The organism is Flavobacterium sp. Root186 (assembly GCF_001428525.1).
Lineage (GTDB): Bacteria > Bacteroidota > Bacteroidia > Flavobacteriales > Flavobacteriaceae > Flavobacterium.
In genome coordinates this window covers 824,122-850,306 of the sequence record NZ_LMHW01000010.1, presented here as the reverse complement: position 1 = coordinate 850,306, position 26,185 = coordinate 824,122, and the positions used below count along the sequence as shown (strand labels likewise).

21 protein-coding genes are annotated in these 26,185 nt (G+C 34.5%); 6 read left to right on the top strand and 15 right to left on the bottom strand.

Annotation, left to right across the window (positions count from 1 at the left end):
• The first annotated feature begins 78 nt into the window (after window positions 1-78).
• The 5 genes from ASD98_RS07570 (at window position 79) to ASD98_RS07550 (ending at window position 3,902) form a co-directional block, all read left to right on the top strand.
• Window positions 79-894: a transporter substrate-binding domain-containing protein gene (locus ASD98_RS07570; protein WP_199866273.1), complete on the top strand. Its 816-nt coding sequence runs from the start codon at window positions 79-81 to the stop codon at window positions 892-894.
• The gene (locus ASD98_RS07565) at window positions 894-1,397 is read left to right on the top strand and encodes a Rid family hydrolase (protein WP_199866272.1); all 504 of its coding nucleotides are present in this window, start codon (window positions 894-896) and stop codon (window positions 1,395-1,397) included. Before ASD98_RS07570 ends, ASD98_RS07565 begins: the two co-directional genes overlap by 1 nt.
• A gap of 3 nt (window positions 1,398-1,400) precedes the next feature.
• Complete coding sequence (locus tag ASD98_RS07560) at window positions 1,401-1,907, top strand: GNAT family N-acetyltransferase (RefSeq protein ID WP_056202253.1); 507 nt, start codon at window positions 1,401-1,403, stop codon at window positions 1,905-1,907.
• Window positions 1,908-2,078: 171 nt separating this feature from the next.
• Window positions 2,079-2,894, top strand: coding sequence for an SDR family oxidoreductase (locus ASD98_RS07555; RefSeq protein WP_056202250.1), 816 nt, complete (start codon window positions 2,079-2,081; stop codon window positions 2,892-2,894).
• 96 nt (window positions 2,895-2,990) lie between these two features.
• Window positions 2,991-3,902 (top strand): AraC family transcriptional regulator, encoded by a 912-nt coding sequence (locus tag ASD98_RS07550; protein ID WP_056202247.1) that lies wholly within the window; start codon window positions 2,991-2,993, stop codon window positions 3,900-3,902.
• A 52-nt stretch (window positions 3,903-3,954) separates the two neighbouring features.
• On the opposite strand, the gene ASD98_RS07545 is transcribed toward ASD98_RS07550, so the two are convergent.
• Window positions 3,955-5,820 carry a TonB-dependent siderophore receptor gene (locus ASD98_RS07545; protein WP_056202244.1) on the bottom strand — a complete coding sequence of 622 codons (1,866 nt, stop codon included), beginning with the start codon at window positions 5,818-5,820 and terminating at the stop codon, window positions 3,955-3,957.
• Window positions 5,821-5,886: 66 nt separating this feature from the next.
• Here ASD98_RS07545 and ASD98_RS07540 point away from each other — a divergent pair, with 66 nt between their 5' ends.
• Window positions 5,887-7,368 (top strand): PLP-dependent aminotransferase family protein, encoded by a 1,482-nt coding sequence (locus tag ASD98_RS07540; RefSeq protein WP_056202242.1) that lies wholly within the window; start codon window positions 5,887-5,889, stop codon window positions 7,366-7,368.
• 17 nt (window positions 7,369-7,385) lie between these two features.
• Here the strand turns inward: ASD98_RS07540 and ASD98_RS07535 are convergent, their stop codons facing one another.
• The 14 genes from ASD98_RS07535 to glmM form a co-directional block, all read right to left on the bottom strand.
• On the bottom strand, window positions 7,386-8,504 hold the full coding sequence (locus ASD98_RS07535) for an ABC transporter permease (protein WP_056202239.1): 1,119 nt from the start codon (window positions 8,502-8,504) through the stop codon (window positions 7,386-7,388).
• Complete coding sequence (locus tag ASD98_RS07530) at window positions 8,501-9,607, bottom strand: ABC transporter permease (protein ID WP_056202236.1); 1,107 nt, start codon at window positions 9,605-9,607, stop codon at window positions 8,501-8,503. Before ASD98_RS07530 ends, ASD98_RS07535 begins: the two co-directional genes overlap by 4 nt.
• An 8-nt stretch (window positions 9,608-9,615) precedes the next feature.
• Window positions 9,616-10,356, bottom strand: a complete 741-nt coding sequence (locus ASD98_RS07525) for an ABC transporter ATP-binding protein (RefSeq protein ID WP_082577804.1) — start codon at window positions 10,354-10,356, stop codon at window positions 9,616-9,618.
• Window positions 10,357-10,367: 11 nt separating this feature from the next.
• Window positions 10,368-11,276, bottom strand: a complete 909-nt coding sequence (locus ASD98_RS07520; protein ID WP_056202234.1) for an ABC transporter ATP-binding protein — start codon at window positions 11,274-11,276, stop codon at window positions 10,368-10,370.
• Entirely contained in the window at window positions 11,276-12,175 is a 900-nt protein-coding gene (locus ASD98_RS07515) for an HlyD family secretion protein (RefSeq protein WP_056202231.1), read from the bottom strand. Before ASD98_RS07515 ends, ASD98_RS07520 begins: the two co-directional genes overlap by 1 nt.
• Window positions 12,176-12,182: 7 nt before the next feature.
• Window positions 12,183-13,448: a TolC family protein gene (locus ASD98_RS07510; RefSeq protein WP_056202227.1), complete on the bottom strand. Its 1,266-nt coding sequence runs from the start codon at window positions 13,446-13,448 to the stop codon at window positions 12,183-12,185.
• A 65-nt stretch (window positions 13,449-13,513) separates the two neighbouring features.
• The gene (locus ASD98_RS07505) at window positions 13,514-14,116 is read right to left on the bottom strand and encodes a TetR/AcrR family transcriptional regulator (RefSeq protein ID WP_056202222.1); all 603 of its coding nucleotides are present in this window, start codon (window positions 14,114-14,116) and stop codon (window positions 13,514-13,516) included.
• A 205-nt stretch (window positions 14,117-14,321) separates the two neighbouring features.
• A complete protein-coding gene (locus ASD98_RS07500) occupies window positions 14,322-15,692 on the bottom strand; it encodes a Gfo/Idh/MocA family protein (protein WP_056202221.1) in 1,371 nt (456 codons plus the stop codon).
• Between the two features lie 58 nt (window positions 15,693-15,750).
• Entirely contained in the window at window positions 15,751-16,899 is a 1,149-nt protein-coding gene (locus ASD98_RS07495; RefSeq protein ID WP_056202216.1) for an acyltransferase family protein, read from the bottom strand.
• Window positions 16,900-17,012: 113 nt separating this feature from the next.
• Window positions 17,013-17,888 carry a PKD domain-containing protein gene (locus ASD98_RS07490; RefSeq protein ID WP_056202213.1) on the bottom strand — a complete coding sequence of 292 codons (876 nt, stop codon included), beginning with the start codon at window positions 17,886-17,888 and terminating at the stop codon, window positions 17,013-17,015.
• Between the two features lie 26 nt (window positions 17,889-17,914).
• Window positions 17,915-19,285: a DUF4832 domain-containing protein gene (locus tag ASD98_RS07485; protein ID WP_056202210.1), complete on the bottom strand. Its 1,371-nt coding sequence runs from the start codon at window positions 19,283-19,285 to the stop codon at window positions 17,915-17,917.
• 65 nt (window positions 19,286-19,350) lie between these two features.
• Window positions 19,351-20,823: a RagB/SusD family nutrient uptake outer membrane protein gene (locus tag ASD98_RS07480; RefSeq protein WP_056202208.1), complete on the bottom strand. Its 1,473-nt coding sequence runs from the start codon at window positions 20,821-20,823 to the stop codon at window positions 19,351-19,353.
• A 12-nt stretch (window positions 20,824-20,835) separates the two neighbouring features.
• Window positions 20,836-24,090, bottom strand: a complete 3,255-nt coding sequence (locus ASD98_RS07475; protein ID WP_056202205.1) for a TonB-dependent receptor — start codon at window positions 24,088-24,090, stop codon at window positions 20,836-20,838.
• A 622-nt stretch (window positions 24,091-24,712) separates the two neighbouring features.
• Window positions 24,713-26,095, bottom strand: a complete 1,383-nt coding sequence (glmM, locus tag ASD98_RS07470) for a phosphoglucosamine mutase (RefSeq protein ID WP_056202202.1) — start codon at window positions 26,093-26,095, stop codon at window positions 24,713-24,715.
• Window positions 26,096-26,185: the final 90 nt, after the last annotated feature.

Here is a 26,185-nt window from a genome sequence, read left to right as displayed (position 1 = left end):
AATAATCAAAATCTGTATCTGTTACTGTAAAATTTGTCTTTATAACTTTGCAAACATCATTTTAATAAGACTCATAAAATGAAGCAAACAATTTTGATAATCTTTATCAGCACACTAATTTTTACAGTTATGGAAGCACAAAATTCTCCTTTAAATTGGGACAAAAACAAGAAATATAGAATTGCTTATGTTGATGAACCGCCTTTCTATTGGACTGAAGGTAATCTCGTAAAGGGTGCTGACATTGAACTTGCCAAAGTCATTCTTCAAGCAATTGGCATATCAAATATTGAATATCATCTCACCACGTTCGATGAGCTTTTGTCTGGTATTCAGAAAGGTCGATGGGATATGAACGTCCCTATTTTTGTCACACCAGAGCGTGCAAAACTTGTGGCTTTTAGCTTACCGGTCTGGTCACTTGGCGATGGTTTTGTTGTACAGCGGGGAAATCCGAAGAAACTAACTAGCTATGAAGCCGTGGCAATGAGAAGCGATGTACATTTAGGGCTTATCCCTGGTCAAGTGCAGATTGAAAAATCAAAGTCTGCCGGCGTAAGCGATAGTCAAATTGTAATGTTCAATAACCAGCAGGAATTAATCGACGCACTGCTGACTGGAAAGATTGATGCATTTGCAGCCACGGCCGTTGGAAATAATGCCGTTGCGAATGCTAATCCAAAACTAGAATCAATTCCTCACGAAAATAGCAAAGACGTAAAAGCACCTGTTGGCGCGTTCTCCTTTAGCAAGGAAAATCAAAAGCTTCTGCAAGCTGTAAATGAACAACTTCGTAAGTATTTAGGGTCAACAGATCATCGCACTCGAATGGCTAAGTATGGAATTACCGAAACCGAGATTGACAGCGTTGTATCAAATAATAGTTCAAAATAATGCTTTTTACAACAAAGTTTAATGTAAGCAAGAAATACATTATACTATTATCATTGTTTTCGTCAATAATGACTTTCGCTCAAATTAATACACAAAAATCAAAAACAATGAATGACATCATTAAATTTAATGAAGTATCACAATTTGGCTATTCCGAATATGTTGAAATTGACTTGGGAACTTCCAAAATGCTGATTTTATCTGGTCAATTAGCACTTGATGCATATGGAAATACCGTGGGTTTAGGAAATTTTGAACAACAAGCAGAATATATTTTTTCTAGTATTAAAAAAATTCTGGAAAAAGCTGGTGGTTCTACTCATGATATTGTTAAACTCAATAATTATTTTACGGATATTTCTAATCTTCCTTTATACAGAATCATTAGAAATAAATACATCAATACTGTCAAACCTCCCGCACAAACTTCTGTCGAAGTAAAGCAATTATTTCGTAAAGATGTTTTACTAGAGGTTGAAATCACGGCTATAATCAAGAAATAAAAAATGGAAATACAAAATTCTACAAGTAAAGACATTGACAAAATTTTCAGGCTTTACAAAATAGCTACAGATTTTCAAAAGTCCAAGTATATTGTACATTGGCCAGAATTTGAATTAAATATTGTGCAAAAAGAAATTGCTGAAAATAGGCAATGGAAAATCATTATTGACAATAAAATCGCTTGCGTCTGGGCAACAACATTTGACGATCCTCAAATTTGGGAAGAACGTAATAGTGAACCTTCTGTTTATATTCATCGAATTGCAACTAACCCTGATTTTAGAGGTCAAAATCTTGTTTCGCATATTGTCGAGTGGGCAAAACAATATGTCTTGGATAATAAAAAAAGTTTTATCCGCATGGATACTGTGGGTGAAAATTTGGAACTCATTAATTATTATAAAAAATGTGGTTTTACTTTTTTAGGACTTTCTAAACTAAAAAATACAGATACACTTCCTGCTCATTATCAAAATGCAACAGTGAGTTTATTTCAAATCGAATTATAATTTTTCAAGTACACAAAGCCTGTAAACATTACGTTTACAGGCCTTTTTTATTATATTTCTTTTAAAAATTATTTTCAAAAACCGTAAAAAGAATACAAATTGCCTGAATTAGTATTATTCGTAACCACGCTTCTGGTTAGACCTTTACACCATTAATTTAATAACAAAAAAATGGACAAAACAATTTTAATTACAGGAGCAAGCAGCGGAATTGGAAAAGAAACTGCAAAATTATTTCAGGCAAAAGGGTGGAATGTGATCGCTACAATGCGTAATCCCGAAAACGAAACAGAATTAACAGCATTGCAGAATGTTTGGGTTACTAATCTTGATGTATTGAACTTAGAATCTATCGAAAATGCGGTAAAAGCCGGAATCTCTAAATTTGGAAAGATTGATGTAGTATTAAATAATGCAGGATATGGCGCTTATGGCACTTTAGAATCTTTTACAAGAGAAAAAATTGTACGCCAGTTTGATACCAATGTTATTGGACTTCTTGATGTTACTAAAGCGTTATTACCTCATTTTCGTAAAAATAAGAATGGAATTATTATCAATATTTCTTCAATTGGAGGTAAAATGACTTTTCCTTTGGGCGCCTTGTACCACGGAACTAAATTCGCTGTTGAAGGTATTTCTGAATCTTTAAGTTTTGAGGTGGAACAATTTGGCGGAAAAGTTAAAATTATTGAGCCTGGTGCTATTGCAACTGATTTTGCCGGACGTTCGTTTGATTTTAGCAATGACGAAACTTTTATCGAATATCAAAATATGGTTGGAAAAGTAATGGAAGCATTGCCTGCTTTATTTGACACTGCTTCGCCTGCAAGTTTAGTGGCTGAAGTAATTTATGAAGCAGCTACCGATGGTACAAATAAACTAAGATATCACGCCGGAGAAGATGCAAAGGTTATTATTGAAAACCGTAAGCAATATGATGATGATACATTTATTGGCGGGATGAAAGCACAATTCGGGCTTTGATTTTTTTAAACTGATAAACCTCTAAGAATTCATCATAATTGTGGTGATTCTTAGAGGTCTTTTAAAAAGTGGTATATTTACAATAATGATTCTTTTATGAGCACATTTATACATTTACAAACGATTTCAGATTTGTTTAGTTTTTTTCATCTGGAAACTCCTATTCTGCATCCTCTTATTGCGGTAGTAGATTTTAGTCAGGTAAATGAACAGATTACGGAAGACACCAAAATTTCGCCCGATTTCTATGGATTGATATTCAAAAACTACAATAAAAATAATATCAAATATGGACGGAAAATCATTGATTTTCAAGATGGAAGTTTGATTTGTGTCGCTCCAAATCAGGTTATCGAAATGGATGGCGAGATTGAAGTTTCGGGAAATATGATAGGCTGGGGACTATTTTTTCATCCAGACCTTATCAGGGCAACTTCTTTAAATAGCAAACTAAAAGACTATAGTTTTTTTTCATACGATATGTCAGAAGCGCTCCATATGTCAGAGAAAGAAAAACAGATTTTATACGATTGTGTGCTTAAAATTGAAGGAGAATTAAAGGAAAACATCGATATACACAGTCAGGACATTATTGTTTCTACCATTGAACTTCTTTTAAATTATTGTTCCCGTTTTTACGGAAGACAGTTTATTACCAGAAAAAGTTCGAATAACTCTGTAGTTACCGAGGTTGAAAAAATATTGACCGGATATTTTAATGCAAAAAACAGTAACGAAAAAGGACTACCAACTGTTAAATATCTGGCAGAACAAGTATATCTTTCACCAAGTTATTTAAGTGATCTGCTTAAAAAAGAAACTGGTAAAAATACTCAGGATCATATTCATTTCTATTTAATTGAAGAAGCCAAAAACATTTTATTAAACAGTGATAAATCGGTCAGCGAAATCGCCTACTCATTAGGATTTGAATATCCGCAGTATTTCAATAAACTCTTCAAACAAAAAACAGGAAAAACGCCAATAGAATTTAGAAATATGAATTAAAAAGGAGGAAGATATCGAATATCTTCCTCCTTTTTATAACTAACCTTTGTATTTAAAAAGTAACAAATTTTGCTCCTAAACTAAACCATCTTCCCGGTAAAGGAAATGCCCCAACTTCATAATAGGTTGTATTGAAAATATTTTGAGCATCAATAAAAATGGTAAACTTTTTAATAGACTGACTAACTCTAACATCATTAATCCAGTAAGAAGCTCCGGTAACTCTTTCGTTAAAACGAGTCGCTAATAAAACTGAGAAATCTTTATGCTGAAAATCTATTGTATTGGTTACCTGATGTTTTAAAGATGAAATCAAATATTTAGAATACGGTTCATCGCGGGTATCTTTAAATTTAGAATCTAAATAAGAATAGCCTAAAGTGAAATTAAATTTCGAAGCATCAGAAAGGTCAAATCTGTATGAGCCTCGCATATTGATACCGTTTGTAATTAAATCACCATAGTTTTGACTTTGCCACGGCACGGTTGTCACCATTCTTGTCCAGTCGATGTAATTACTTATTTCTCTGTAGAAATAATTCACATTTAAGTTTAAAGATTTTCTGTTGAATTTAAATCCAAATTCACTTTGAAAAGCATTTTCAGATTCCAAATCAGGATTTCCAATATTTCCCGGACGCTGATTCAAGTACAAGTCTGTAAACGAAGGAATCCTTTGACTAGTCCCCACATTAGCAATAACCTTAAACTCGTCTGTCAACTCGTAACTTGCATCAAGCCCTGGATAAATCTGCCATTTATAATCTGAATTATAATTAAGATAAGTTCCTAAATTCACGTTCAGTTTCTCAAACAAATACGTTCTGTATTCTGCATAAATCCCTACATTTTCACGATCGTGATCTCCAATATTTGAGGAATGAATATCTTCGTTTCTGAATTCGGCACCAAAACCAATTTCACCATTTTCTGTTTTAATCGAAGAATTTAATTCTGCCGCAATAGAATTGGTATAATGCTGGCTTCTTCCTGCGTTTAGGTTATTATTTCCTAAATATCTGTAATCATCATAATTGTATCTATACGTTACTCTTGGCATAATTTTCCAATTGTCCGTAATAGAATGTTTCGATTGAATATTAGCAAAAGTAGTCTGCACCACTTCCGTAGAATTTTTATCTCCCGGCGCTGCATAAAATCCGTTTGCTCCAAATCCGTTATTTACATAACCAAATGAACCTAAAATTTCATTTGAATCATTGATCTGAACATTTCCCTGATACAAGATTTTATTGTTTTCAAAACCTGTATTATAGCGGTATCCGTTGCTTTTATCGTGCGATGCAAAAATAGAATGCTGGTGTTTTTCTTTACCTAAAACAGCTCCAACCTGAACTCCGCCTCCGTAAAATGTATCTCCCGTATCGTCAGAATCTTTCTCAAAATTAGAACCTGCATAAGTGCTTAGTAAAACTCCCGATTTCGTTGGCTTTTTAGTAATAATATTAATGGCTCCAGTTAAACTATTGATTCCAAATATTCTCGCAGCCGGACCACGCAAAACTTCAATTCTTTCAATCGCTTCAACCGGAAGAGGCAGATTAAGCATATTGTGAGCCGTTTGAGAGTCAATTATTTTCGCACCATTTAACAAAACAACAGTCTGCTCAAAACTTCCTCCGTCTACACTTATATCGGCCTGTCCTCCAAAAGGTCCTCTTTGTCTTATATCAACTCCATTTGCATATTGCAAAACTTCCTGAAGCGTTCTTCCCGGTAATTTCTTAATCGTTTCGTTACTAATAACATAAACGTTTCTGTTTTGTTTTGAAATTGGCGTACTTAAACGGTTTTCATGAATAATAACCTCATCAATCTCTATAATCGAATCCCTTTTTGTCTGGGCATAAAAGTTTGTACATATTAATGCTATAACAGCAAAATAGATTTTTTTCATTTTGGTTTAAAATTTTTGCAAAAGTAGTATCTTGCCGTACTAATCAAGTATACCAGTTTTGTAATTATGAGTGGTCCGGTTCAAATTCCTTTCAAAAGTTTTATCCAGCTTAAGCCGGAAGAAAACACGGCAATTTACCTGCAGATCGTTTTTGAATTTATAAAAGCGATACAAACGGGATTTCTTCCCGAAGGAACAAAACTTCCGGGAACACGCATTTTATGCAGACTTTTAGCTGTAAACCGAAACACTTTAATAAAGGCTTTTCAGGATTTAGAATCTCAGGGCTGGATTGAAACCCTTCCTAATAAAGGAACTTTTATCCTTTCTCAGCACAAACAAAAAAATAGTTCCGAATTTATAATTCAAGAGAAACAAAATCCCTTAGAAATTAATCCGGGTTTTGAATTCAAACGTTCGACCATTCTTGAAAATCCAACTGAAACCAGCAGTCTTCCGTATCAATTTAATGACGGAATGCCGGATTTAAGATTGGTTCAAAATGATATTTTAGCGAGGCTTTATGTTTCAAAATTAAAGAGACAGAAAACTTCGAAAACATACGAGCAAATTCAAATTCGCTCACATTTAAATTTTAAAACCCATTTCTCCAATTATTTAAATCTTACGCGCGGTTTACGGATTGCTACGGCGAACTTACTTACAACGAGCAGTCATGAAATTAGTTTGTATCTGGTTACAAAAGTGCTGATTTCTTCAGGCGATAAAGTGGTTGTGGCTTCTCCGGGATATTATATTTCGAATATGACGTTGACAAATACCGGAGCGCAGATTATTACGATTCCGGTCGATCAGGACGGAATTGATACCAATCGTTTGAAAGAAATTTGTGAAGAAACAAAAATCAGGGTTTTATATCTGACTTCAAATTATAACTATCCAACGACTATTTCTTTAAGTGCTAAAAGAAGAAAGGAATTACTGGAGCTTGCTAATCAATATGGTTTTGTGATTCTGGAAGATGATTACGATTTTGATTTCCATTATGACAATAATCCCATTTTGCCATTAGCCGCTTTTGATTCCAATCAAAAAGTGGTTTATATAGGTTCGTTTGGAAGATCGCTTCCTTCCGGATTTAGTTATGGTTTTGTTGCCGCCCCGCCGGAATTTATCTCTGAACTAGAAAAACATCAAAACATTCTCGAACCCGGAATTGATGTTTTAAAAGAACAGGTTTTAACCGAATGGATTAATGAAGGCGAAGTGCATCGTCTTTCTAAGAAAAATAAAAAAATCTATAAAGAACGCCGCGATTATTTCGTTTCGTTATTAAATGAAAAACTGAAAGGAAAAATTAAATTTAAAGTTCCTGCGCGAGGTTTGGCAGTTTGGATCGAATGGCTTGATAAATTTAATTTGATTACACTGCAAAAAGAATGTGCCAAAAATGATTTGTTTCTGCCCAAAACCATTTTATACCAAACAAAAGATCTAACCGCCACAAGATTAGGTTTTGGACATTTAGAAAAAGACGAAATGGAGCAGGCTGTTTCTATCTTATGTAAATCTATTGAAGCGATTTAAAAACTTCAAAAATTAATTTAAGAAGTTTTTCTATAATTTAAAACGGCGGCAATATTCAAAACAATGGCAAAACCTACCATAATTATAATATGTTTTTGAACATCTTTAAAACCGCTTCCCTTTATAACAACCATTCTCATTACATCAATAAAATAACTTATCGGATTGAATTTTGAAACGGTTTTTGCCCAGTCCGGCATACTGTCTATTGGCGTAAACAAACCGCCCATTAAAACAAAAATCATGACAAAAAAGAACATGATAAGCATTGCCTGCTGCTGTGTATCGCATATGGTGGAAACCAGTAATCCGAAACCTAAAATGGCCAGTAAATAAACCGCTATAAAAGCGTATAAAACAAGAATATTCCCCAGCGGAATTATTCCGTAAAAAATCCAGCCAACCAATAATCCTAATGTAAAAACGACATTGCCAAGAATCCAGAACGGAATTAATTTTCCTAAAATAAAATGATATTTTTTGACCGGAGAAACATTAATCTGCTCAATTGTTCCGGCCTCTTTTTCTTTTACAATATTTAATGCCGAAAGAAAACCACCAACAAGCGTAACCAAAATAGCCAGAATTCCCGGAACCATATACAATTGGTAATTCAAATGTGGATTGTACCAGTTTGATGATGTAATTTCTATTACCGGAATAGCATTAAAACTTGTCGGAACATTTAGTTTTTTTCGCAAGCCATTATTGTATTCTCTTATAATATCACTGATATAACCTGCTCCTAATCCGGCTTTTGTTCCGTTAATGGCATTTACGCCAATAAAAAGCTGCTGTTTATTTTCTTTAATAAGATCTTGCTCGAATCCGTGTGGAATTTCCAGAATTAAATCGGCATTGTCTTCTTCTAATTGTGTAAAAGCCTGTTTATAAGAATCGTTGTAAGTTCTTAATTTGAAATAGCCCGAAGCTACAACCTGATTAATTAAATCTCTTGAATAATCAGATCGATCGTTATCAACGACGGCCAGATTAATATTTTTAATTTCATAATTTGCGGCAAGCGGTAAAATGATAAGCTGCATAACCGGCATTACCATTATCACGGCTAAAATGGCGCGATTACGAAATATTTGTTTGAACTCTTTGATGAGTAAAAATTTGATGATTCTCATGACAAACGTATTTTAAAGCTTTTAAGGCTTATGATCAATAAGAAAATAGTGATTCCTAACAGAATTAAGGTTTCTTTCCATACATAGGAGAATCCTAATCCTTTTATCATAATTCCTTTTACAATAATATAGTACCATTTTGAAGGCACAACATTTGAAAACCATTGCAGAGGCAGAGGCATATTTTCGATAGGAAACATAAATCCGCTGAAAAGTAATGTTGGCAAAAGCATTCCGAGTAATGAAATCAACATAGCGGTTTGCTGCGAATCTGTCTTAACCGAAATAAATATTCCTAAAGTCAAACAGGTTATAATAAACAAAGTGCTTTCTGCAAAAAGTAAAAGTATGTTTCCTTCAATTGGTAAATCGAGAACAAATACGCTCAATAATAAAATGGAAATTACATTTACCATCGAAAGTAAAAGATACGGAACTGCTTTTGAGAGTATGACCATTAAAGGTTTAAACGGTGAAACCAAAAGAATTTCCATGGTTCCGGTTTCTTTTTCTTTTACAATAGCAATAGCCGTCATCATTACGCAGACCAGCATTAAAACCAGAGCCATAACGCCGGGAACAAAGTTTGGCGCTCCTTTTAACTGCGGATTGTATAACATTTTTACTTCAGGTTTTATCTGCAAAGGCACCGTATTTTCCTGATTCAATTGGGCCTGATAATCGTTTATAATCGACGTCACATAATTGGTTAATGTTGTCGCATTATTGGGGTCTGAGGCATCTGCCAAAACCTGAATCTGTGCTTTATTTTGATGCAAAAGCTGATTATTAAACCCTTCAGGAAATATAACGGCCATTTTTATTTCGCCGGTTCTAAATGCGGCTTCCAGTTCTTTGCTTCCGGCAAGGCTTTTTCTAATTTCAAAATAACGGCTTGCTTCAATTTTGGTAATAATTTCTTGTGAGGCAATATCTTTGGCATAATCAACCACAACTATTTGGGAGTTTTTTACTTCATTTGTTAAAGCAAAACCAAAAATAAGAATCTGCACCACCGGCATTCCAAAGAGAATCAGCAGTGTTTTCTTGTCACGCAGTACGTGCAAAAATTCTTTTTTTACGAATGTTAGAAACTGTTTCATAGTATAAATTATTCTCCGCGTTTGGCTTCTCTGGCAAGATGATAAAATACCTCATCCATTGTGGTTACGCTAAATTGTTTTTTTAGATTTGTCGGCGTATCGAGCGCCTCTACTTTTCCATCTACCATTATAGAAACCCGGTTACAATATTCGGCTTCGTCCATATAATGCGTGGTTACAAAAATGGTAATTCCGTTTCCGGATGCTTCGTAGATTAAATCCCAAAATTGTCTGCGTGTTACAGGATCAACGCCGCCTGTGGGTTCATCCAGAAATACAATTTCAGGTTTATGGATAATAGCGGTTGAAAAAGCCAGTTTTTGTTTCCATCCTAACGGAAGTGAACTTACTCGCTTGTCTGCCTGATCTTCCATTCCTAATTGTTTTAAAAGCGCTGCGCTGTTTTCTTTGATTGCTTTATCGCTCAAACCATAAATTCCGGCAAAAAAGGTAATGTTTTCCCGAACCGTCAAATCATCGTACAACGAGAATTTCTGACTCATATATCCTATACTTTTCTTTATTTTCTCGGTTTCTTTATAAATATCAAAACCTGCAATTTTTGCTTCGCCGGATGTTGGGTTCGATAAACCGCAAAGCATTCTCATAGCTGTTGTTTTACCAGCACCGTTTGCACCGAGAAATCCAAAAATCTCTCCTTTTTCCACCTCAAAGGTGATGGAATCTACGGCAGTAAAATCTCCAAATCTTTTGGTTAATGCTTTGCACGAAATTACTTTCTCGTTCATAAAAATTGGTTTTAACTTAAGAGTTTTATAAAACTGTCTTCTATCGTTACGGCTGCTTCTTTTATCTCTATATTTTTAATTCCTTTTGTTTCCAAAAACGCTAATAACTCTGCTTTGTTTGGGTTTTCTTTAAAAGAAAAATGAGCAAATTCTCCAAAAGCATAACTCATTAACCGATTTGGATATAACACTAAAGCTTTCAAAAGTGAATACATATTTTCTGCTTTTACGGCAAAAAGTGCATCCGGATAATTTTGGATTATATTTTTCGGACTGTCAATTGAAAGAATTTTTCCGTCCTGAATTAATGCAATACGATCACAAAGATTGGCTTCATCCATATAAGGTGTCGAAACAATAATGGTAATATCCTGCTTTTTCAGTTTTTGGAGCATTTCCCAAAATTCCTTTCTTGATACAGGATCAACTCCGGTTGTAGGTTCATCCAGAAACAAAACATTTGGTTTATGAATTAAAGCACAACACAAAGCCAGTTTCTGTTTCATTCCGCCGGATAATTTTCCTGCTCTTCGGGTTTTAAAAGGTTCGATCTGAACATAAATATCTTTGATCAAATTGTAATTTTCCTCAATTGTAGTTCCGAATAATGTGGCGAAAAAATTCAGGTTTTCTTCAACCGTTAAATCCTGATACAAAGAGAATTTCCCCGGCATATAACCAATTGTATTTCTAATGGATTTAAAATCTTTTACCACATCCAATCCGTCAATAGAAGCTGATCCATTATCTGCTAATAAAAGTGTAGTCAGGATTCTGAAAATACTGGTTTTTCCTGCACCGTCCGGACCGATTAATCCAAAAAGCTCGCCTTTATTTACCGAAAATGAAACATCATTTACGGCAACCTTTTTTTCCTTTCCGTAGGTTTTGGTAATATTTTTTACAACAACCGATTCCATTATTTTGAAAGTTTGAGTTTGATTTCGCCATACATTCCGATTTTCAAATAACCATCATTTTTAACTCTGACTTTTACTGCATAAACCAAATTGGCGCGTTCGTCTTTTGTTTGAATTGTTTTTGGCGTAAACTCCGCTTTATCGCTAATCCATTCTACAACACCGCTGTATTCTTTGTAGGTTTTGTTTGTGGCATCTACAAAAACTTTTACATTGTCGTTTAATTTTATACTTGGTAATTGATCTCCGGTAATGTAAACTCTTAAATTTATTGTTGATAAATCGGCAATTTTATAAAGCGGTTTACCAATTGTCGCCATCTCTCCTACCTCAGCATATTTTGTCAAAACTGTTCCGTTCGTTTTATTTACAATTTTTGATTTAGCCAGCTGATCTTGAATTTGACTTATCTGAACTTTTAAAGTTTGGGTTTCATCGTCAATTCCTGCTGTACTAATATTAAGCTGTGTTTGTAAGGCAGTAATTTGTTTTTGAATAACTGAAACTTTTGTTGTGGCATCATCGAGTTGTTTTCTAGTTGCGGCATCGGCTTTAACCAGATTCTGCATGCGCTGCTGATCTAATTTTGCCTGTTTTAGTTCTTCTCTGTAAACATCTAACTGCGAATTGATATCGGGTTTTTTACTCTGCGTTGCCTTAATTTGTGCCAAAAGCTGATCTCTTTTTAGCGAAAGCTGTATCGTATCTATAAAACCTACAACTTGATTTTCTTTCAAAAGATTACCTTCTTCAACATTTAATTCTTTGATTATACCGCCCGCTTCTGCCGGAATAATGGTTTCTACGGCTTCAAAAGTTCCTGTTGCATCAAATTCGTTTTTATTATCAGAACATGATATTGCTATTGCTGCTATTAGTATAAATGCTATTTTTTTCATCTTATGCTTAATTACCGGTTATTAATTTTTGTCTGTATTTTGCCAAAAGCAAATCTGTTTCATGTATAATTTTGTTTTGCGTTGCGGCGTTTTCTTCATTTACTTCCCGCAGATAATCGCTGGAATCAATTACGCCATTGTCTAATTGTGCCAAAGCAGCTTTTTTAACATTGTTTCTAAGTGTTATAATTTCATTATCAGAAACCAGATATTCTTCGAGTTTTGTTATTTCTGCACTTTGCTGTTTTATGGATTGATTGGTATTAAAAAGAAAAACTTCTTTGTCGACTTCGAGCTGCTGTTTATTAATGTCGATAATCTGTTTTTGTTTTTTATCTGTATAAAGTCCCGTTAAAGACCAGTTTAGCCTTACTCCGCCAATGTAATAGGATTTCCAGCCAACCTCCAGCATATTAAGTCCCGGATTTCCGTAACCGCCCTGCAAGAAGAAATTGAACTTTGGTAAATTGGCAATATCAACTGTTTTTTTACTCAGTTCCAGACTTTCATTTCTATATTTAAAGAGCTGTAATTCAGGGCGATTAATTTCAATTGAATTTACAATAATATCCGGAGTTTCTAATTTTGTGTCTACGGATAATTCTAAGTTGATAAAAAGCCCCAGCATATCTAAATAGGCTTTTTTGTAATTTCGAATGCCAATTGCGGTTTGATCGGCTTTTAGATATTCTGCCTTAAGTAAATCTAAACTGCTTCTGTAGGCTGTTCCGTTATTCAACTGTGCCTGAACCGTTTTGATTCCGATATTGATATCGTTTTTGAGTAAATTATTTTGATGCAGCTGTTCGTCAAAAACTAAAATTCCAAAATAAAGTTCGGTTACTTTTTGTTTTACAGCATATAAATCAACCTGAAGCTGCTGCTCTGAAACTTTGGTTTGTTTTTCTACAATTTCTTTCTGCTGTTTCAAATTTCCTCCGTCATAAAGCAGCTGATTCACTTCTGCGTAAGCGCGATACTGATCTTTATTTAAAATGGGAACCTCAACGCCCGGAAGACTAATTGGCATTTTTGTAACATCAGATTGATACGTTGCCTGACCAAAAATGTCGAATTTAGGATAATAGCCTTTGGCAATATTATCAATCGTGAATTCACCGCTTTTGGCAATTAAATCTCGTTTTTTAGATAACGGATAATTTTCTTCTACTAATACATAACAATCCTGAAGTCGTAATAACTTGTCATTTTGCTGTGCATAAAAATGAAATACGGGAAGAAAAACCAGTATAACTACAAATAACCTTTTCATACTCAATTTTTTAATATTTAATAATTCGTTTTAATCATTTGATTAAATTTAGTCCAAAAAAATAGCTAGGAGCTTATCATAGCTTTAAACCATTGTACAATGAATTTTTTTCTTTCTTCTGCAAAATCATTCATTTGACTTGGTGTCATAACTCCGGCTGATTCTAAAACCGGTTTTGCTATAAAAGGGAAAATACACATTGATAAAAGATTGATAATAAAATGCAGCGGATTAATATCCGGTTTTCTTTCTTTCAATTGTTGTACAAAAATGGATTCGGTCAATAATTTTCCGGCTTGTACTTTGTTCCCAAAATGTTCGGGATTATTTCTTATTTCGCTTAAAACAAATAAGGGCAAACCTGGATTTTGAATCAGCATCGTGATATAATTATCAGCTATCAAGGTTACTTTTTCTTCTATCGAAGTTGTATCGCCATTAACTATGGGTGCAATTACACCAAATAATTTTGCCACTTTCTCAGACATTACCAATTCAAAAAGTTTTTCTTTACTTCTGAAATAATAATTTAAAAGCGCCAGATTAATTCCTGCTTCTTCGGCAATATCACGAGTACGCGTAGCAGAATATCCCTTTTGGGTAAATACTATTCGTGCTGCTTCTTTTATCTTTTCTTCGGTACTTGCGTCTTTGCTTTTTGAGGCCATATTGTTGTAAATATTTGGCAAAGATAAAAATGTTTTTGAATTAAACAATAGATTTAATCAAATGATTAAAATATTTTCAGACTAATAATAAGGTTTTGAATCATTTATGCAAAAAATGCCTGTAAATTCGAGATTTACAGGCATTGTAGATAACTAACAAATATTAACAATAAAAAACTAAATGCTCATTAGAAAGTATTTTAGTTTATTTTGAAAACTCAACTGTGTTTAATTTTTTCCAGCTTCCGCGGGTAAAATCCGGGATTTCTACCGGTGCTGAATTGTTGTCTAAAGAAATTTCTGTTAACGGGCTCAAACAAGACCATTCGGCCAAATCGTAAACATCCATATCTAAAGGAAGTCCTTTTTGTAAACAATAAAACATTCTGTAATCCATAATAAAATCCATTCCTCCGTGACCTCCTACTTTTTTAGCCAGCTCTTCGATATCTTTTACGATTGGATTTTTATATTTTTCCATTAAAATCTTTTTTACGTCTTCAGAAACATATTCTTCGGCATTAAGATTTTGATAGTTTTTAGCAATTTCTGCTCCGGCTTCTTTTGCATCGATTGCATAACCTTCAACTGGATATTTATTAGCAAAACCTTTTGTTCCAGATAATTGGTACATTCTGCTGTAAGGTCTTGGACTCGTAACATCATGCTGAATTTGAATTGTTTTTCCCATTTCGGTGCGAATCATCGTCATGGTGTGGTCTCCATTTCTAAAATCGGTTACAACTTCTCCTGTTTTTTCTTTTATAAATGCAGGATTTCCAACTGCTTTTGTGTCCATCGAAACCAGAAAATTCATTTTATCTCCTCTATGAATATTTAGGGCTAAACAAGCCGGACCCATTCCGTGTGTCGGGTAAATATCACCTCTGTGTTTACGGTTATAATCCATTCTCCAGTTGTTCCAGTAATTTCCCCAATACGGCTGCAATCCGTGAATATAAGAACCTTCTGCGTGAAGAATTTCGCCAAATAAACCTTGCTGCGCCATGTTTAATGTTGTCAATTCGAAGAAATCGTACACACAGTTTTCCAGCATCATGCAGTGCTTACGTGTTTTTTCTGAAGTATCGATTATATCCCAGATTTCGTTCATGGTTAAAGCTCCCGGGACTTCTACGGCTACGTGTTTTCCATCTTTCATGGCTTGCACTGCAATATTAGCGTGGTGTTTCCAGTCGGTAACAATATAAACCAAATCTACATTTTCTAATTTTATTACTTTTTTCCAGGCATCTTCTCCAAAAAATTCCTGCGCTTTTGGAGCTCCAAGTTTGGCTAATGTATCGTTTGCAGCTTTTGTTCTTTCTTCGAGCATATCGCATAATGCTACAATTTCTACTCCGGGAACATGCGGAATACGCCCTACGGCACCTGTACCGCGCATTCCCAGACCAATAACTGCTACACGAACATGCGGAATTGCCGGTGTTGCTAAACGTAAAACATCTGTTTGTCCTTTGTCTCTTTTTGGTGCTTTGGTTTTAATAAGCTGCGCCGATGTGTCGCAGACTTTGAATAGCAAAAATGCTATTAGTAAAAATCTTAAACTTTTCATTTTTTTTATTTTAGTGATATTTTTTGTTTGAACGTTTTATTTGTAACAATTTGTTTTATTACACTTTTATATAGGTTTTGTTTTTGTGCATGTACCAAAGTATGAAATAAAGAATTCCGAATCCGGCTAAATCGCAAAAGGCGTCATAATAAGCTCCTGTAAATTGCTCAAAACCAAAGAAAATCTGTTTGGCGATCAAGGAGAAATTAAAAACATGCGAGCCAACATAAGCTGCGATTGCATTTAAACCGATTACCCGAAACGGATAAACCCATTTTGTATAACCCTGAACGTCGACAAGCCAATAGAATAAAGCTAATAAAACAAAGCTGATTCCTGATGAAAAAATTACAAATGAACTTGTCCATATTTTTTTAATGATAGGATGCCAGATGCCAATTATCAGTGAAAGAATAATTGCAGTTACTCCGATTAGGAAAAGGTAAAGTGCTATTTTTTTTCTTGAAAGAGAAGATAAAAGCAATTCTCCTGCAAACAATCCTGATAATGTTGTGGCTGTAAATCCTAAACCTGTCAAAAGCCAGGAATACTGTGTTTGATCGTAAAACTGTCCAAAAACCTGCTGATCGATAAATATGGGAAGATTTTTTTCTGGTAATAATTCGAAATTGTGGCCAAAGTAACTCGGAATTGATAATAAAAGAGCATACAGAACGAGACAAACTACAAAGAAGATATATCTTCCTTTTCGTGACAAATTCAAATAAGCAATACAGGAAAATAAATATCCAACGGCAATAGCCTGAAGTGTATTACTAAAGATGTGAAACTTTGAAATATTCAATTCAAGAAGATTTCCCTGCACGATCCATCCTAATATAAACAGCACTACAAATCGTTTTAAAATGTGTCTGTATAATTTAAAATCTGAATACGTTTCTTTGCTTCTTTTTCCTAATGAAAACGGAATAACAACGCCTACAACAAATAAGAACAACGGCATTATAACATCATACAAATGAAAACCAATCCATTCAGGATGTTCAAACTGGTCAGCCAGCGTTTTTGTTAAACTGGTATTTGCCGCTGTATTCAAATTATAGAAAAATCGGTCTGCCACTATAATCATCAAAAGATCAAATCCTCGCAGTATATCCACAGACATTAATCGGCTATTGGCAATTGTTTTAGTCATATTATTTCCTATTTCTTTTTTAAAAATAATCCCAGTTTTATATTTAATCAACTGGGATTATTTTAATTATCTAAACTCGATAGCTTATGCCATTTGGCTTAAAAAATTAATCTCCAAAAAACTCTTCGCCAAATGGCACATTTTGACCGGCTATCGATGACAAACTACAATTCTAGTGTAGAAAACTTAGGTGCTTCTGGGAAGTTTGCAACTAATCCCCATCCTCCATTCATTTCGGTAATAGCAATACCTATTGAACTTCCTAATGTTCCTAACTGTGTTTTCGGAATGCTGAATTCGATCGCATTTGTTGTGTCATTTAAACTCACAATTGATGATGCTTTTAAATTTGCTCCTGAGCCTGCAATTCCGGCCCATCCCCAGCCTCCGTTTGGATCGGTGTGGTTGTAGAATTGTCCCCAGCCGTTGGTTACTACAGGACCTTCAAATAAAAATTCGGCTCCAGAACCTTGCGACCAATTGCTGTGTAAGAATCCGGTTTGCGTATTTCCATCTGTATTGATGTACATGTCAACCAATTCCATCAGCATTTTTTTGTTTCCTTCTAAATACACATTAACATTTGGACCTCCAGCCCAGATTTTAATTTTCTGGATTGAACCGTTTCCAGATGTATTTTGATCTGTTACAGCAACGTCATCCCAATCTGTAAATTTTCCGTCGATTTTAATGTCAATGATAATAATTCTTGGAGCAGTTATGGTTTTGGTGATAAAAGCTTCTTCTCCGTTTTCGTTGGTTACGGTTAATGAAACCCTGATTTCTCCTCCAATTTTATAGGTATAAACCGGATCTTTTTCTCCTGATGTATAATATAAATCTCCAAAATCCCATCTGTATTTTGTACCGTTTGTGGAAAGATTAGTAAATGTAAACGTGCTTCCGTCATTTGTAAATGAGAAATCTGCGGTTGGTTTTGTTGCTGAATCGTCTGATGAAGCACCATCGCCCGAACAAGCTGTCAGCAATAACAAAGCGACAAGCAATGTTATGTATTTGGTTAGTTTTATTTTTTTCATGGTTTTTAATTTAAATGTTTTAATAACTATTTAATGATAACCGTTTGTGATAATTTATTAAATCCGGTTGCAGCTTCCCACACTCCTGTATTAGCAAAACGAATACAATAATCTGGTCTGTCAACTAGTTTTGTCGAACTGTCTTCGATTTTTAATAACAATTCATAAGTTCCTGCCGGTATTCCGGATAAGCTCACCGATTCTTTTAAATCGTACGTAACTCTTGGCACTACTTTTCTAACATCGAAGTTTAATTTTTTCTTGTAAACTGTTCCGCCAGAAGTTGCTCTTAATATTAAATAAGCATTTTTTGGATTGTAAACCGGAGCAAAACCACCATTATTCAACAATGCTTCAAACTCTAAAGTTCCATTTAAAGCGGCTTCTTTTTTAAGACTTGACGATGCTAACGAAAGTCTGTAACCCAGTTTTCTTTCAAAATCTGTAAAGCAGTTGTTGTTTCTCCATTCTTGTAAAACGGGACCATAATAATCAAGATTTAGATAGGTCCATTTTAACATTGTCATTTCTTTCTCGGCAATACTGCAGCTCGCGATTGGCACATCTGTTGGCGGACAAGTTTCTCCTCCAGTTGGTACATAAAGTGCTTCATTGCTTATGTATGTTTTTTCGGCAGTAACATTTATGTATGTTCCGTAATCATCTACACTCGCCATGAAACAGTCGTTATGAAAACCTAAACGGGCTGTATTTGAAGTTCCGTAACCAACTGATGCATCCATTGCTGTTGTAGTGGCAACGAAATCTTGTTTAATTTTTGGAGTTCTCACCTGAATCTTTACTTCTTTTGGAAAAGATTCTAAAAGTTTGTCCAGGATCAGTTTTTTGTTTGCCGGCGTTGTAAGCTGGTTTGTGGTATAGTACCATTCTCCCCAAGCTCCAACAAAACCTGCCTGAACAAAAGCAATTACGTCTTTGTTCTCTTCCAAAATTGGTTTCAACTGATCTAAATGTCCAGAAATTACAGCTACAGATGCATCTGAACCATCCTGAGCATCTGTATACGCAAAACGCAAAACACATTTTAAACCAGCTTCTCTTAAACGAGTAAAATCGGTTTTGATAAGATCTAATTGTGTCTGGCTTAAAGCCGAAATTTTAAATTTCTCCAAATAATACAAACGCAGAATAAGGCTTACATTTTCTTTTTTCAAATTATTTAAAGAGGCTGCTGTCATTGCTGCTCCTTCAGAATTTACCTGCCATGTATGCATAAATCCACGTTCCGGATTGGTAAAAACTTCGTTAGAAACCGTGTAAGTTACTTTTTCAACTCCGTTTACTTGTTCGCCTCCTTCATTTTTGTCGCCGCCATCGCTTTGACAGCTTGATGCGACATTAAGAAAAAGGCAGATTAACATTAGTAAATTTTTCATTTTTTGTATAATTAAATTATCTGATTTATTTTATTCCTTCACCAATTGTGATATCCGTCTTCTAATTAATTATATCCAGGATTCTGAATAAATTTACCTTTTCCTTCACTAATTCTGTCTAATGAAAATGGGAACAACGCTTTGTATGGAGCACTTTGACTTGCTGCACCGTTTAAGGCAATAGCATGTTCTGTATATTTTCCGTGTCTGATTAAATCTGAACGATATTGTCCGTTTTCACACCAGTATTCGTGTGATCTTTCTAAAAGAATCATACCGTTGAATTTAGCCAGTGTATTATAATCTGCTAATACAATTTCACTGATTTTGGCTCTTTTTCTCACGATGTTTACCAAATCGATTGCTTCCTGCGTTGGCGTTCCTGTTTTGTTTACAATTGCTTCTGCTCTTGATAATAAAACATCTGCATAACGATATACAATAATATCTACAGTTGTCAACGCGGTTGTTCTGGCAACATCCGGGTCAATTTTTAAAGGAATTGGTCCTAACTGCATGTAGTTTGCCGGATTTGCTCTATTGTATGTTACGCCATCAGTTCCTGTAAATTCTGCAATAAGTGCACCTTTACGAATATCTGTTGCTTCAAAAGAATCATAAAATGTCCATGAACTTTGAATGGTTCCGTAGCCGCCGCGGCCCGGGAAATTATTTGGCAATGCCATTAGCTGCCATTGGTTTTCACTTGTTCCTGCATAATCTGCCGGAACTGCCCAAATTACTTCTTTGCTGTCAACAGGAGCTTTAATATCCCATAAACCAACATAATTCTCTTCTAAGCCATAATAGTTCATTGCCATAATTGCGGCTGCCTGCTCTTCTACTTCTGCCCATCTTTTTTCATGCAGATATAATCTGATCAAAACCATTCTGGCCATACCATTGCTGAATCTTCCGTAAGGTGTTTCGCCCGGAGCTTTTAAATCTACAGCTGCGGCTTTAAGATCATTTTCAATAAAACTTACCATTTCTGCATTTGAAAGTCTTGCCAAAGGCTCTTCTTTCAACGGATTTTTAAGTACATCCAAAGGTGCTACAACAAGCGGTCCGTATAAATCAAAAAGTTCGTACGCTAATAATCCTCTTGCACATTTAATTTCGGCAACGGCTTGTTTTTTAATTAACTCATTTACATTTGATGATTGAATTCTGTCAATACTCAAAGTCATACCGCTTATTTTGTTGTAAAATACATCATAGAAGCGTGTAAAGGCAGTCGATGTCGCTTTATAACTATGCAAAGAAGCTTCTTGCTGTACGCCGTAAGGTCCCTGAAGAATTTCTGTTGTGGCATCAAGCATAAACATTAATCCGTTTTCAGAAGTAGAATGGATTCCGTTTCCGTAAGAACCTCTCAATGGATAATAAGCAGAAGCTACTATAGCCTGAATATCAGCCTCCGAGCTTGGAAAAATGCTCGGATTAATCTCGTCATAATTGATAGATTCTAAATCTTCGCTGCATCCAGAAAATACAAGCATCAATAATACAACTATATAATTTTTTAAATTTTTCATATCTCTTTTTGATTAAAACTTAAGATCAATTCCTATTGTGTATGTTTTTACATTTGGATACGCTGCTGCATAACCATCTGTTTCAGGATCAATACCATCATATTTTGTAATGGTAAAAAGGTTTTGTCCGTCTAATCTAATCGCAGCTCCCTGTATATATTTACCAAACCATCTTTGCGGAAAATTATAACTAAGCGATACATTTTGCAAACGTACAAACGAAGCGTCCTGCATGAAGAAATCTCCCGAACCGTATTGTGTATATCCAAAATGTGAACCTGGACGTGTATTTGTTGGATTATCCGGCGTCCATCTGTTATAGATATTTCTAACTGCATTTCTACCGTTTTGAGCTACTCCAACTGCTGTTACGCCGTAAGCAAAATCTGTTTGATCTACAATTTCTCTTCCGAACATTCCATTAAATTGAAAACTCAGCTGAAAATTTTTCCATGTAATTATATTGTACAAACCTGCCACAAAATCAGGATCTGCTGAACCCAATAAAACGTTATCCGCTTCGTCAATTTTTCCGTCTGGTGCTCCGGTTCTTAAAAAGACACCATTTTCATCTGTAACCGGATTTCCTGAAGCATCTCTCACAAAACCATTAAGATCTTTAATTTTAATTTGTCCGGGATATAAATCTGGCTGTGCCGGAACTACTTCTCCAATCTGCATAACACCATCAGCGATTTGGCTGTATTGTGCACGAACCGGATCATTGTAACTCATATAAACTGAAGGTTTCCAGTCTGGTGCGCGTTCTTTCCAGTTTGTTCTAAATTGTGAGTAACTAAAAGTCGTGTTCCATTTTAAATCAGGAGTATCAATGTTTTTTGTAGTTAATGTAACCTCAACCCCTTTACTTTGTGTACTTCCAATGTTTGCCCAAACGGTATTAATTTCCTGATAACTGTTAATTGGTTTTAGCGTCAATAAATCTGAAACTACTCTGTCATAAACCTCAACTGATCCTGAAACTCTTCTATTAAACAATTCAAAATCAACACCTAAGTTTTTCTCTGTAGTTGTTTCCCATTTTAAATCAGGATTTTCAAGTCTTGAAGGAAATACACCAATTAATATTGATTCATCTGGATTTAAATAAGCGGGTTGTGCGTAGAAAGCTCCAAAGGCACTTCCTCCAATTGATGCATTACCTGTTTGTCCGTATCCAAATCTAATTTTAAACTGTGACACATAATTGTCTATCGATTTCATAAATGATTCCTGAGAAACATCCCAGCCAACTGCAATTGAAGGAAACAATCCGTATTTATTATTTTTTGCAAATACACTTGCACCGTCACGACGAATTGTCGAAGTCAGCATGTATTTATCTTTGTATGAATAATTAAATCTGGTAAAATAGGAAATGAAATTATTTTCAGATTTTGAAGATGCTGTCACTTTTGTTCCTGCGCCGGCATTTATATTGTTCCATAAAAATGCATCTGTAATAAAGTTGCTGTTTCCTAATGTTGCAGCTTCTGTTCTGTACGTTTGTCTTGAATAACCCACCATTAAACCAAACGTGTTGTCTTCCATTATTTTTGTTGTATAGTTTAATGTGAAGTCAAATAAATCATCATTTTTTTCAAGAGAATTGATCGTGGCTTTACCATTTTCTAACGCTCCATATAAAGTCGTTCTTGGTAAATACGTACTTCTTTTTGAATTTCCCTGATCAAATCCTGCCTGAAATCTTGCTGTAAGCCCGGTTATTGGTTTTATTTCAGCATAAAAGTTGGTTAACGATCTGTCTATAACTCCTTCATCTGAAATGGTGAGCAATGAATATGGATTTGGTTCTAAGGCATTATCCGGATTTATAGGATAATTTCCGAATTCATCAATTGCTAAAATATTTGGTCCTTGCTGTATTGCAGAACGTATAATTCCTGAATTTTCAAATTGATCTCCTCCTAATTGTGAGTTTTGATTTTTGATTCGGCTTTTAGTCATGTTCATTCCAAAATTGATATAATCTGTCAATTTTTGGTCGATGCTAAAATGAAACGTAGTTCTTTTTAATCCCGAATTTTGAATAACTCCTTCCTGATTGAATAAGTTTCCTGATAAAAAGTATTTAGTAGATTTTGTTCCTCCGCGTAATGAAAGGTTATTTTGTTCAATCATTCCATCTCTCGTAACTAGTCCAAGCCAATCTGTACCTTTTCCAGCGTTACGAATCTGCTCATCAGAATAAACTCTTTTGTACGGAATTCCGTTTACCGGTGCAGCGTTTGCTTCTTCTAAAGTTTTAGGAGAATACGGGTATACTTTATTAATAAATTCCCAGTTTTCTTTTGCAGCATCGTTACGCAATTGCATCCATTCTTTCAAATCCAGAACTTCATAGCTGTCATTGTATTTTTGATATGAATAAGAACCTGAATAATCAACTCTTACATCGCCTTCTTTTCCTTTTTTAGTGGTAATTAAAATTACGCCATTTGCCGCTCTGGCACCATAAATTGCCGTAGAACTCGCATCTTTTAAAACCTCAATAGATTCGATATCATTTGGGTTAAAGGAATTTAAGATACTTTGTGTACCTCCGTCATAACGGTTTCCTGTTCCTGGCTGCTGTAAATCTGTAATAGGAAATCCATCAACAACAACCAAAGGCTGATTACTTGCATTTATAGAACCCGCACCACGAATCTGGATATTAAATCCTCCTCCTGGCTGTGCACTATTTTGTACAATTTGCAAACCCGCTACTTTTCCCTGAAGAGCCGTTAAAACAGAAGGTGCGGCAGATAAAACCAATGCATCTGATTTTACAGAAGAAATTGCCCCTAATACATTTTTCTTCTTTTGAGTTCCGTAACCTACAATAACTACCTCATTCAAACTTTTTGACGATGGTACTAATGAGACTTTAATTGTGGTTTGACCATTTATTGCAACTTCTTTTGGATCATATCCTACATAAGAAAACAAAAGGGCTTCTGTAGTAGAAGGAACTATGATTGTATACGTTCCGTCAAAATCAGTGGTTGTTCCTCTTGATGATCCTTTCGGCAAAATGGTAACGCCAATCATTGGCTGTCCTAATTCATCTAAGACAGTACCTTTTATTGTTATATCTGCTTCTGACTCTTTATTTATAATTTCTGATTTCTTCTCATTTTCTGTAGAGGAAACCGCGCTTACTTTAAAAACAGAAACTATCAGAAATAAGACCGTGAGTACTGTCTTTAAATTAAATTTTATTTCCTGATAGTTACTGTATAGTAACTTGTTACTTTTTTTCATATTATTCTGGTTAGTTTAATGGTTAATGTGAAAAGCATACTTTGCGTGAGTAAAAAATGGTTAAGGCTTTTTTCAAACACAAAGCGAAATGGGTCGGTTATGTTTTTTTTGATTTCATAAATTTTGTCTGTTTTTTGTTTTTGTTTTCGTTTGGTTATTTTTCTTAATTGATATTCTTGTTTTATTTTTTTCTTTTAATAATCAGCTGCTTATTTATTTTAGGAAGTCCTTTTTTTGAGTTTTAAAATTGATTTTTAAGCTTAAAAAAACGGATAAAAAAAAGCTGTTTTTTGACTTACTTATGGCTAAACTAAATAATATTTTTTAATAAACAATGGCAAAACCGAAAAAATGTGTTCGTGCACATAAAAAAAGTGTTTTCGAGCACATTTTTTAGAAAAAGTATTATTAAATTCTTATCATTTTCAAATATTTATCTTGTAAGAATTTAAAAAATTGTCTAAAAAAATTTATTATTAATCGAAAACCAAATCATTTATTTTGATATTCATTTAATTAAAAATCACAGTTAAATGATTTTTTTATTATTTTAAAATCAGCACTTTATTCAATTTAGAATAAAATTTATATTTAAGCTGAGATCGATTTTTGAACGATTATTTTACAATAAATTTTTAATGAACAGAATGAATTTTTCTGCTAATTCATCTGCACTTTTCTGTGACTTGCTTTCGGTATAAATTCTAATGATGGGTTCTGTATTTGATTTTCTCAAATGCACCCATTCTTCCTCAAAATCTATTTTAATTCCATCGACACAATTCGGCTTTTCATTTTCGAATTTTTGAGCGATTTTTTCCAAAACTTTATCAACATTAATTTCCGGTGTTAACTCAATTTTACTTTTGCTCATATAATAATCCGGATAACTTTTGCGAAGCGTTTTGCATGAAACTTTTTCATTTGCCAAATGCGATAAAAACAATGCCGTTCCAACTAACGAATCTCGTCCGTAATGCGATGCCGGATAAATAATTCCACCGTTTCCTTCTCCGCCAATTATAGCATTTGTGGTTTTCATCAATTCGACAACATTTACTTCTCCAACAGCACTTGCCTGATATTTTCCTCCATGTTTTAAAGTAATGTCTCGTAATGCTCTTGAAGAGGATAAATTAGAAACCGTATCACCTTTAGTTTTTCCTAAAACATAATCAGCGCAGGCAACAAGTGTATATTCTTCGCCAAACATCGAACCGTCTTCACAAATAATCGCTAAACGATCAACATCCGGATCAACCACGATTCCGAAATCTGCCTTTTCTGCTACGACCAATTCTGAAATATCAGTCAAATGTTCTTTTAAAGGTTCCGGATTATGCGGAAAATGGCCATTTGGCTCGCAATACAATTTCACGCATTCAACTCCCAATTTTTCCAGCAAACTCGGAATCGCAATTCCTCCTGTCGAATTAACAGCATCGACAACTACTTTAAAATTGGCTTTTTTAATGGCTTCAACATCAACTAAAGCTAATTTTAAAACTTCGTCAATGTGTTTTTCGATGTAACCATCCTTCTTTTCGTATTTTCCTAAATCGTCCACTTCTGCAAAAAGAAAATTTTCATCTTCTGCTATTTTCAGGATTTTTTCTCCTGCTTCAGCATTTAAAAATTCTCCTTTATGATTTAGTAATTTCAAAGCGTTCCATTGTTTTGGATTGTGACTTGCCGTGATGATGATTCCGCCATCGACTTTATCCAATGTTACGGCTACCTCAACAGTTGGCGTTGTCGACAAACCAATATCAACCACATTAATTCCTAAACCTGTAAGCGTATTCGAAACCAGATTGCTAATCATTTCTCCCGAAATCCGGGCGTCTCTCCCTATAATTACGGTTAATGATTGATTTGAGTTTTCACTTTTAAGCCACATTCCGTAAGCTGCAGCAAATTTCACCGCATTTACCGGAGTCAAATTTTCATTGACAACCCCGCCAATTGTGCCTCGTATTCCTGAAATTGATTTTATTAATGCCATTTTTACTTATAATTATTTTTGTTTTTTACCACAGATTAATTTTAAACCATATAAGTTATATAAGACATTATAAGTTTTAGTTCTCCGTTT

Bases quoted from the DNA above. Each gene is read 5' to 3' on its own strand.
- ASD98_RS07570 (WP_199866273.1), top strand. From the start codon at position 79: ATGAAGCAAACAATTTTGATAATCTTTATCAGCACACTAATTTTTACA.
- ASD98_RS07565 (WP_199866272.1), top strand. From the start codon at position 894: ATGCTTTTTACAACAAAGTTTAATGTAAGCAAGAAATACATTATACTA.
- ASD98_RS07560 (WP_056202253.1), top strand. From the start codon at position 1,401: ATGGAAATACAAAATTCTACAAGTAAAGACATTGACAAAATTTTCAGG.
- ASD98_RS07555 (WP_056202250.1), top strand. From the start codon at position 2,079: ATGGACAAAACAATTTTAATTACAGGAGCAAGCAGCGGAATTGGAAAA.
- ASD98_RS07550 (WP_056202247.1), top strand. From the start codon at position 2,991: ATGAGCACATTTATACATTTACAAACGATTTCAGATTTGTTTAGTTTT.
- ASD98_RS07545 (WP_056202244.1), bottom strand. From the start codon at position 5,820: ATGAAAAAAATCTATTTTGCTGTTATAGCATTAATATGTACAAACTTT.
- ASD98_RS07540 (WP_056202242.1), top strand. From the start codon at position 5,887: ATGAGTGGTCCGGTTCAAATTCCTTTCAAAAGTTTTATCCAGCTTAAG.
- ASD98_RS07535 (WP_056202239.1), bottom strand. From the start codon at position 8,504: ATGAGAATCATCAAATTTTTACTCATCAAAGAGTTCAAACAAATATTT.
- ASD98_RS07530 (WP_056202236.1), bottom strand. From the start codon at position 9,607: ATGAAACAGTTTCTAACATTCGTAAAAAAAGAATTTTTGCACGTACTG.
- ASD98_RS07525 (WP_082577804.1), bottom strand. From the start codon at position 10,356: ATGAACGAGAAAGTAATTTCGTGCAAAGCATTAACCAAAAGATTTGGA.
- ASD98_RS07520 (WP_056202234.1), bottom strand. From the start codon at position 11,276: ATGGAATCGGTTGTTGTAAAAAATATTACCAAAACCTACGGAAAGGAA.
- ASD98_RS07515 (WP_056202231.1), bottom strand. From the start codon at position 12,175: ATGAAAAAAATAGCATTTATACTAATAGCAGCAATAGCAATATCATGT.
- ASD98_RS07510 (WP_056202227.1), bottom strand. From the start codon at position 13,448: ATGAAAAGGTTATTTGTAGTTATACTGGTTTTTCTTCCCGTATTTCAT.
- ASD98_RS07505 (WP_056202222.1), bottom strand. From the start codon at position 14,116: ATGGCCTCAAAAAGCAAAGACGCAAGTACCGAAGAAAAGATAAAAGAA.
- ASD98_RS07500 (WP_056202221.1), bottom strand. From the start codon at position 15,692: ATGAAAAGTTTAAGATTTTTACTAATAGCATTTTTGCTATTCAAAGTC.
- ASD98_RS07490 (WP_056202213.1), bottom strand. From the start codon at position 17,888: ATGAAAAAAATAAAACTAACCAAATACATAACATTGCTTGTCGCTTTG.
- ASD98_RS07485 (WP_056202210.1), bottom strand. From the start codon at position 19,285: ATGAAAAATTTACTAATGTTAATCTGCCTTTTTCTTAATGTCGCATCA.
- ASD98_RS07480 (WP_056202208.1), bottom strand. From the start codon at position 20,823: ATGAAAAATTTAAAAAATTATATAGTTGTATTATTGATGCTTGTATTT.
- ASD98_RS07475 (WP_056202205.1), bottom strand. From the start codon at position 24,090: ATGAAAAAAAGTAACAAGTTACTATACAGTAACTATCAGGAAATAAAA.
- glmM (WP_056202202.1), bottom strand. From the start codon at position 26,095: ATGGCATTAATAAAATCAATTTCAGGAATACGAGGCACAATTGGCGGG.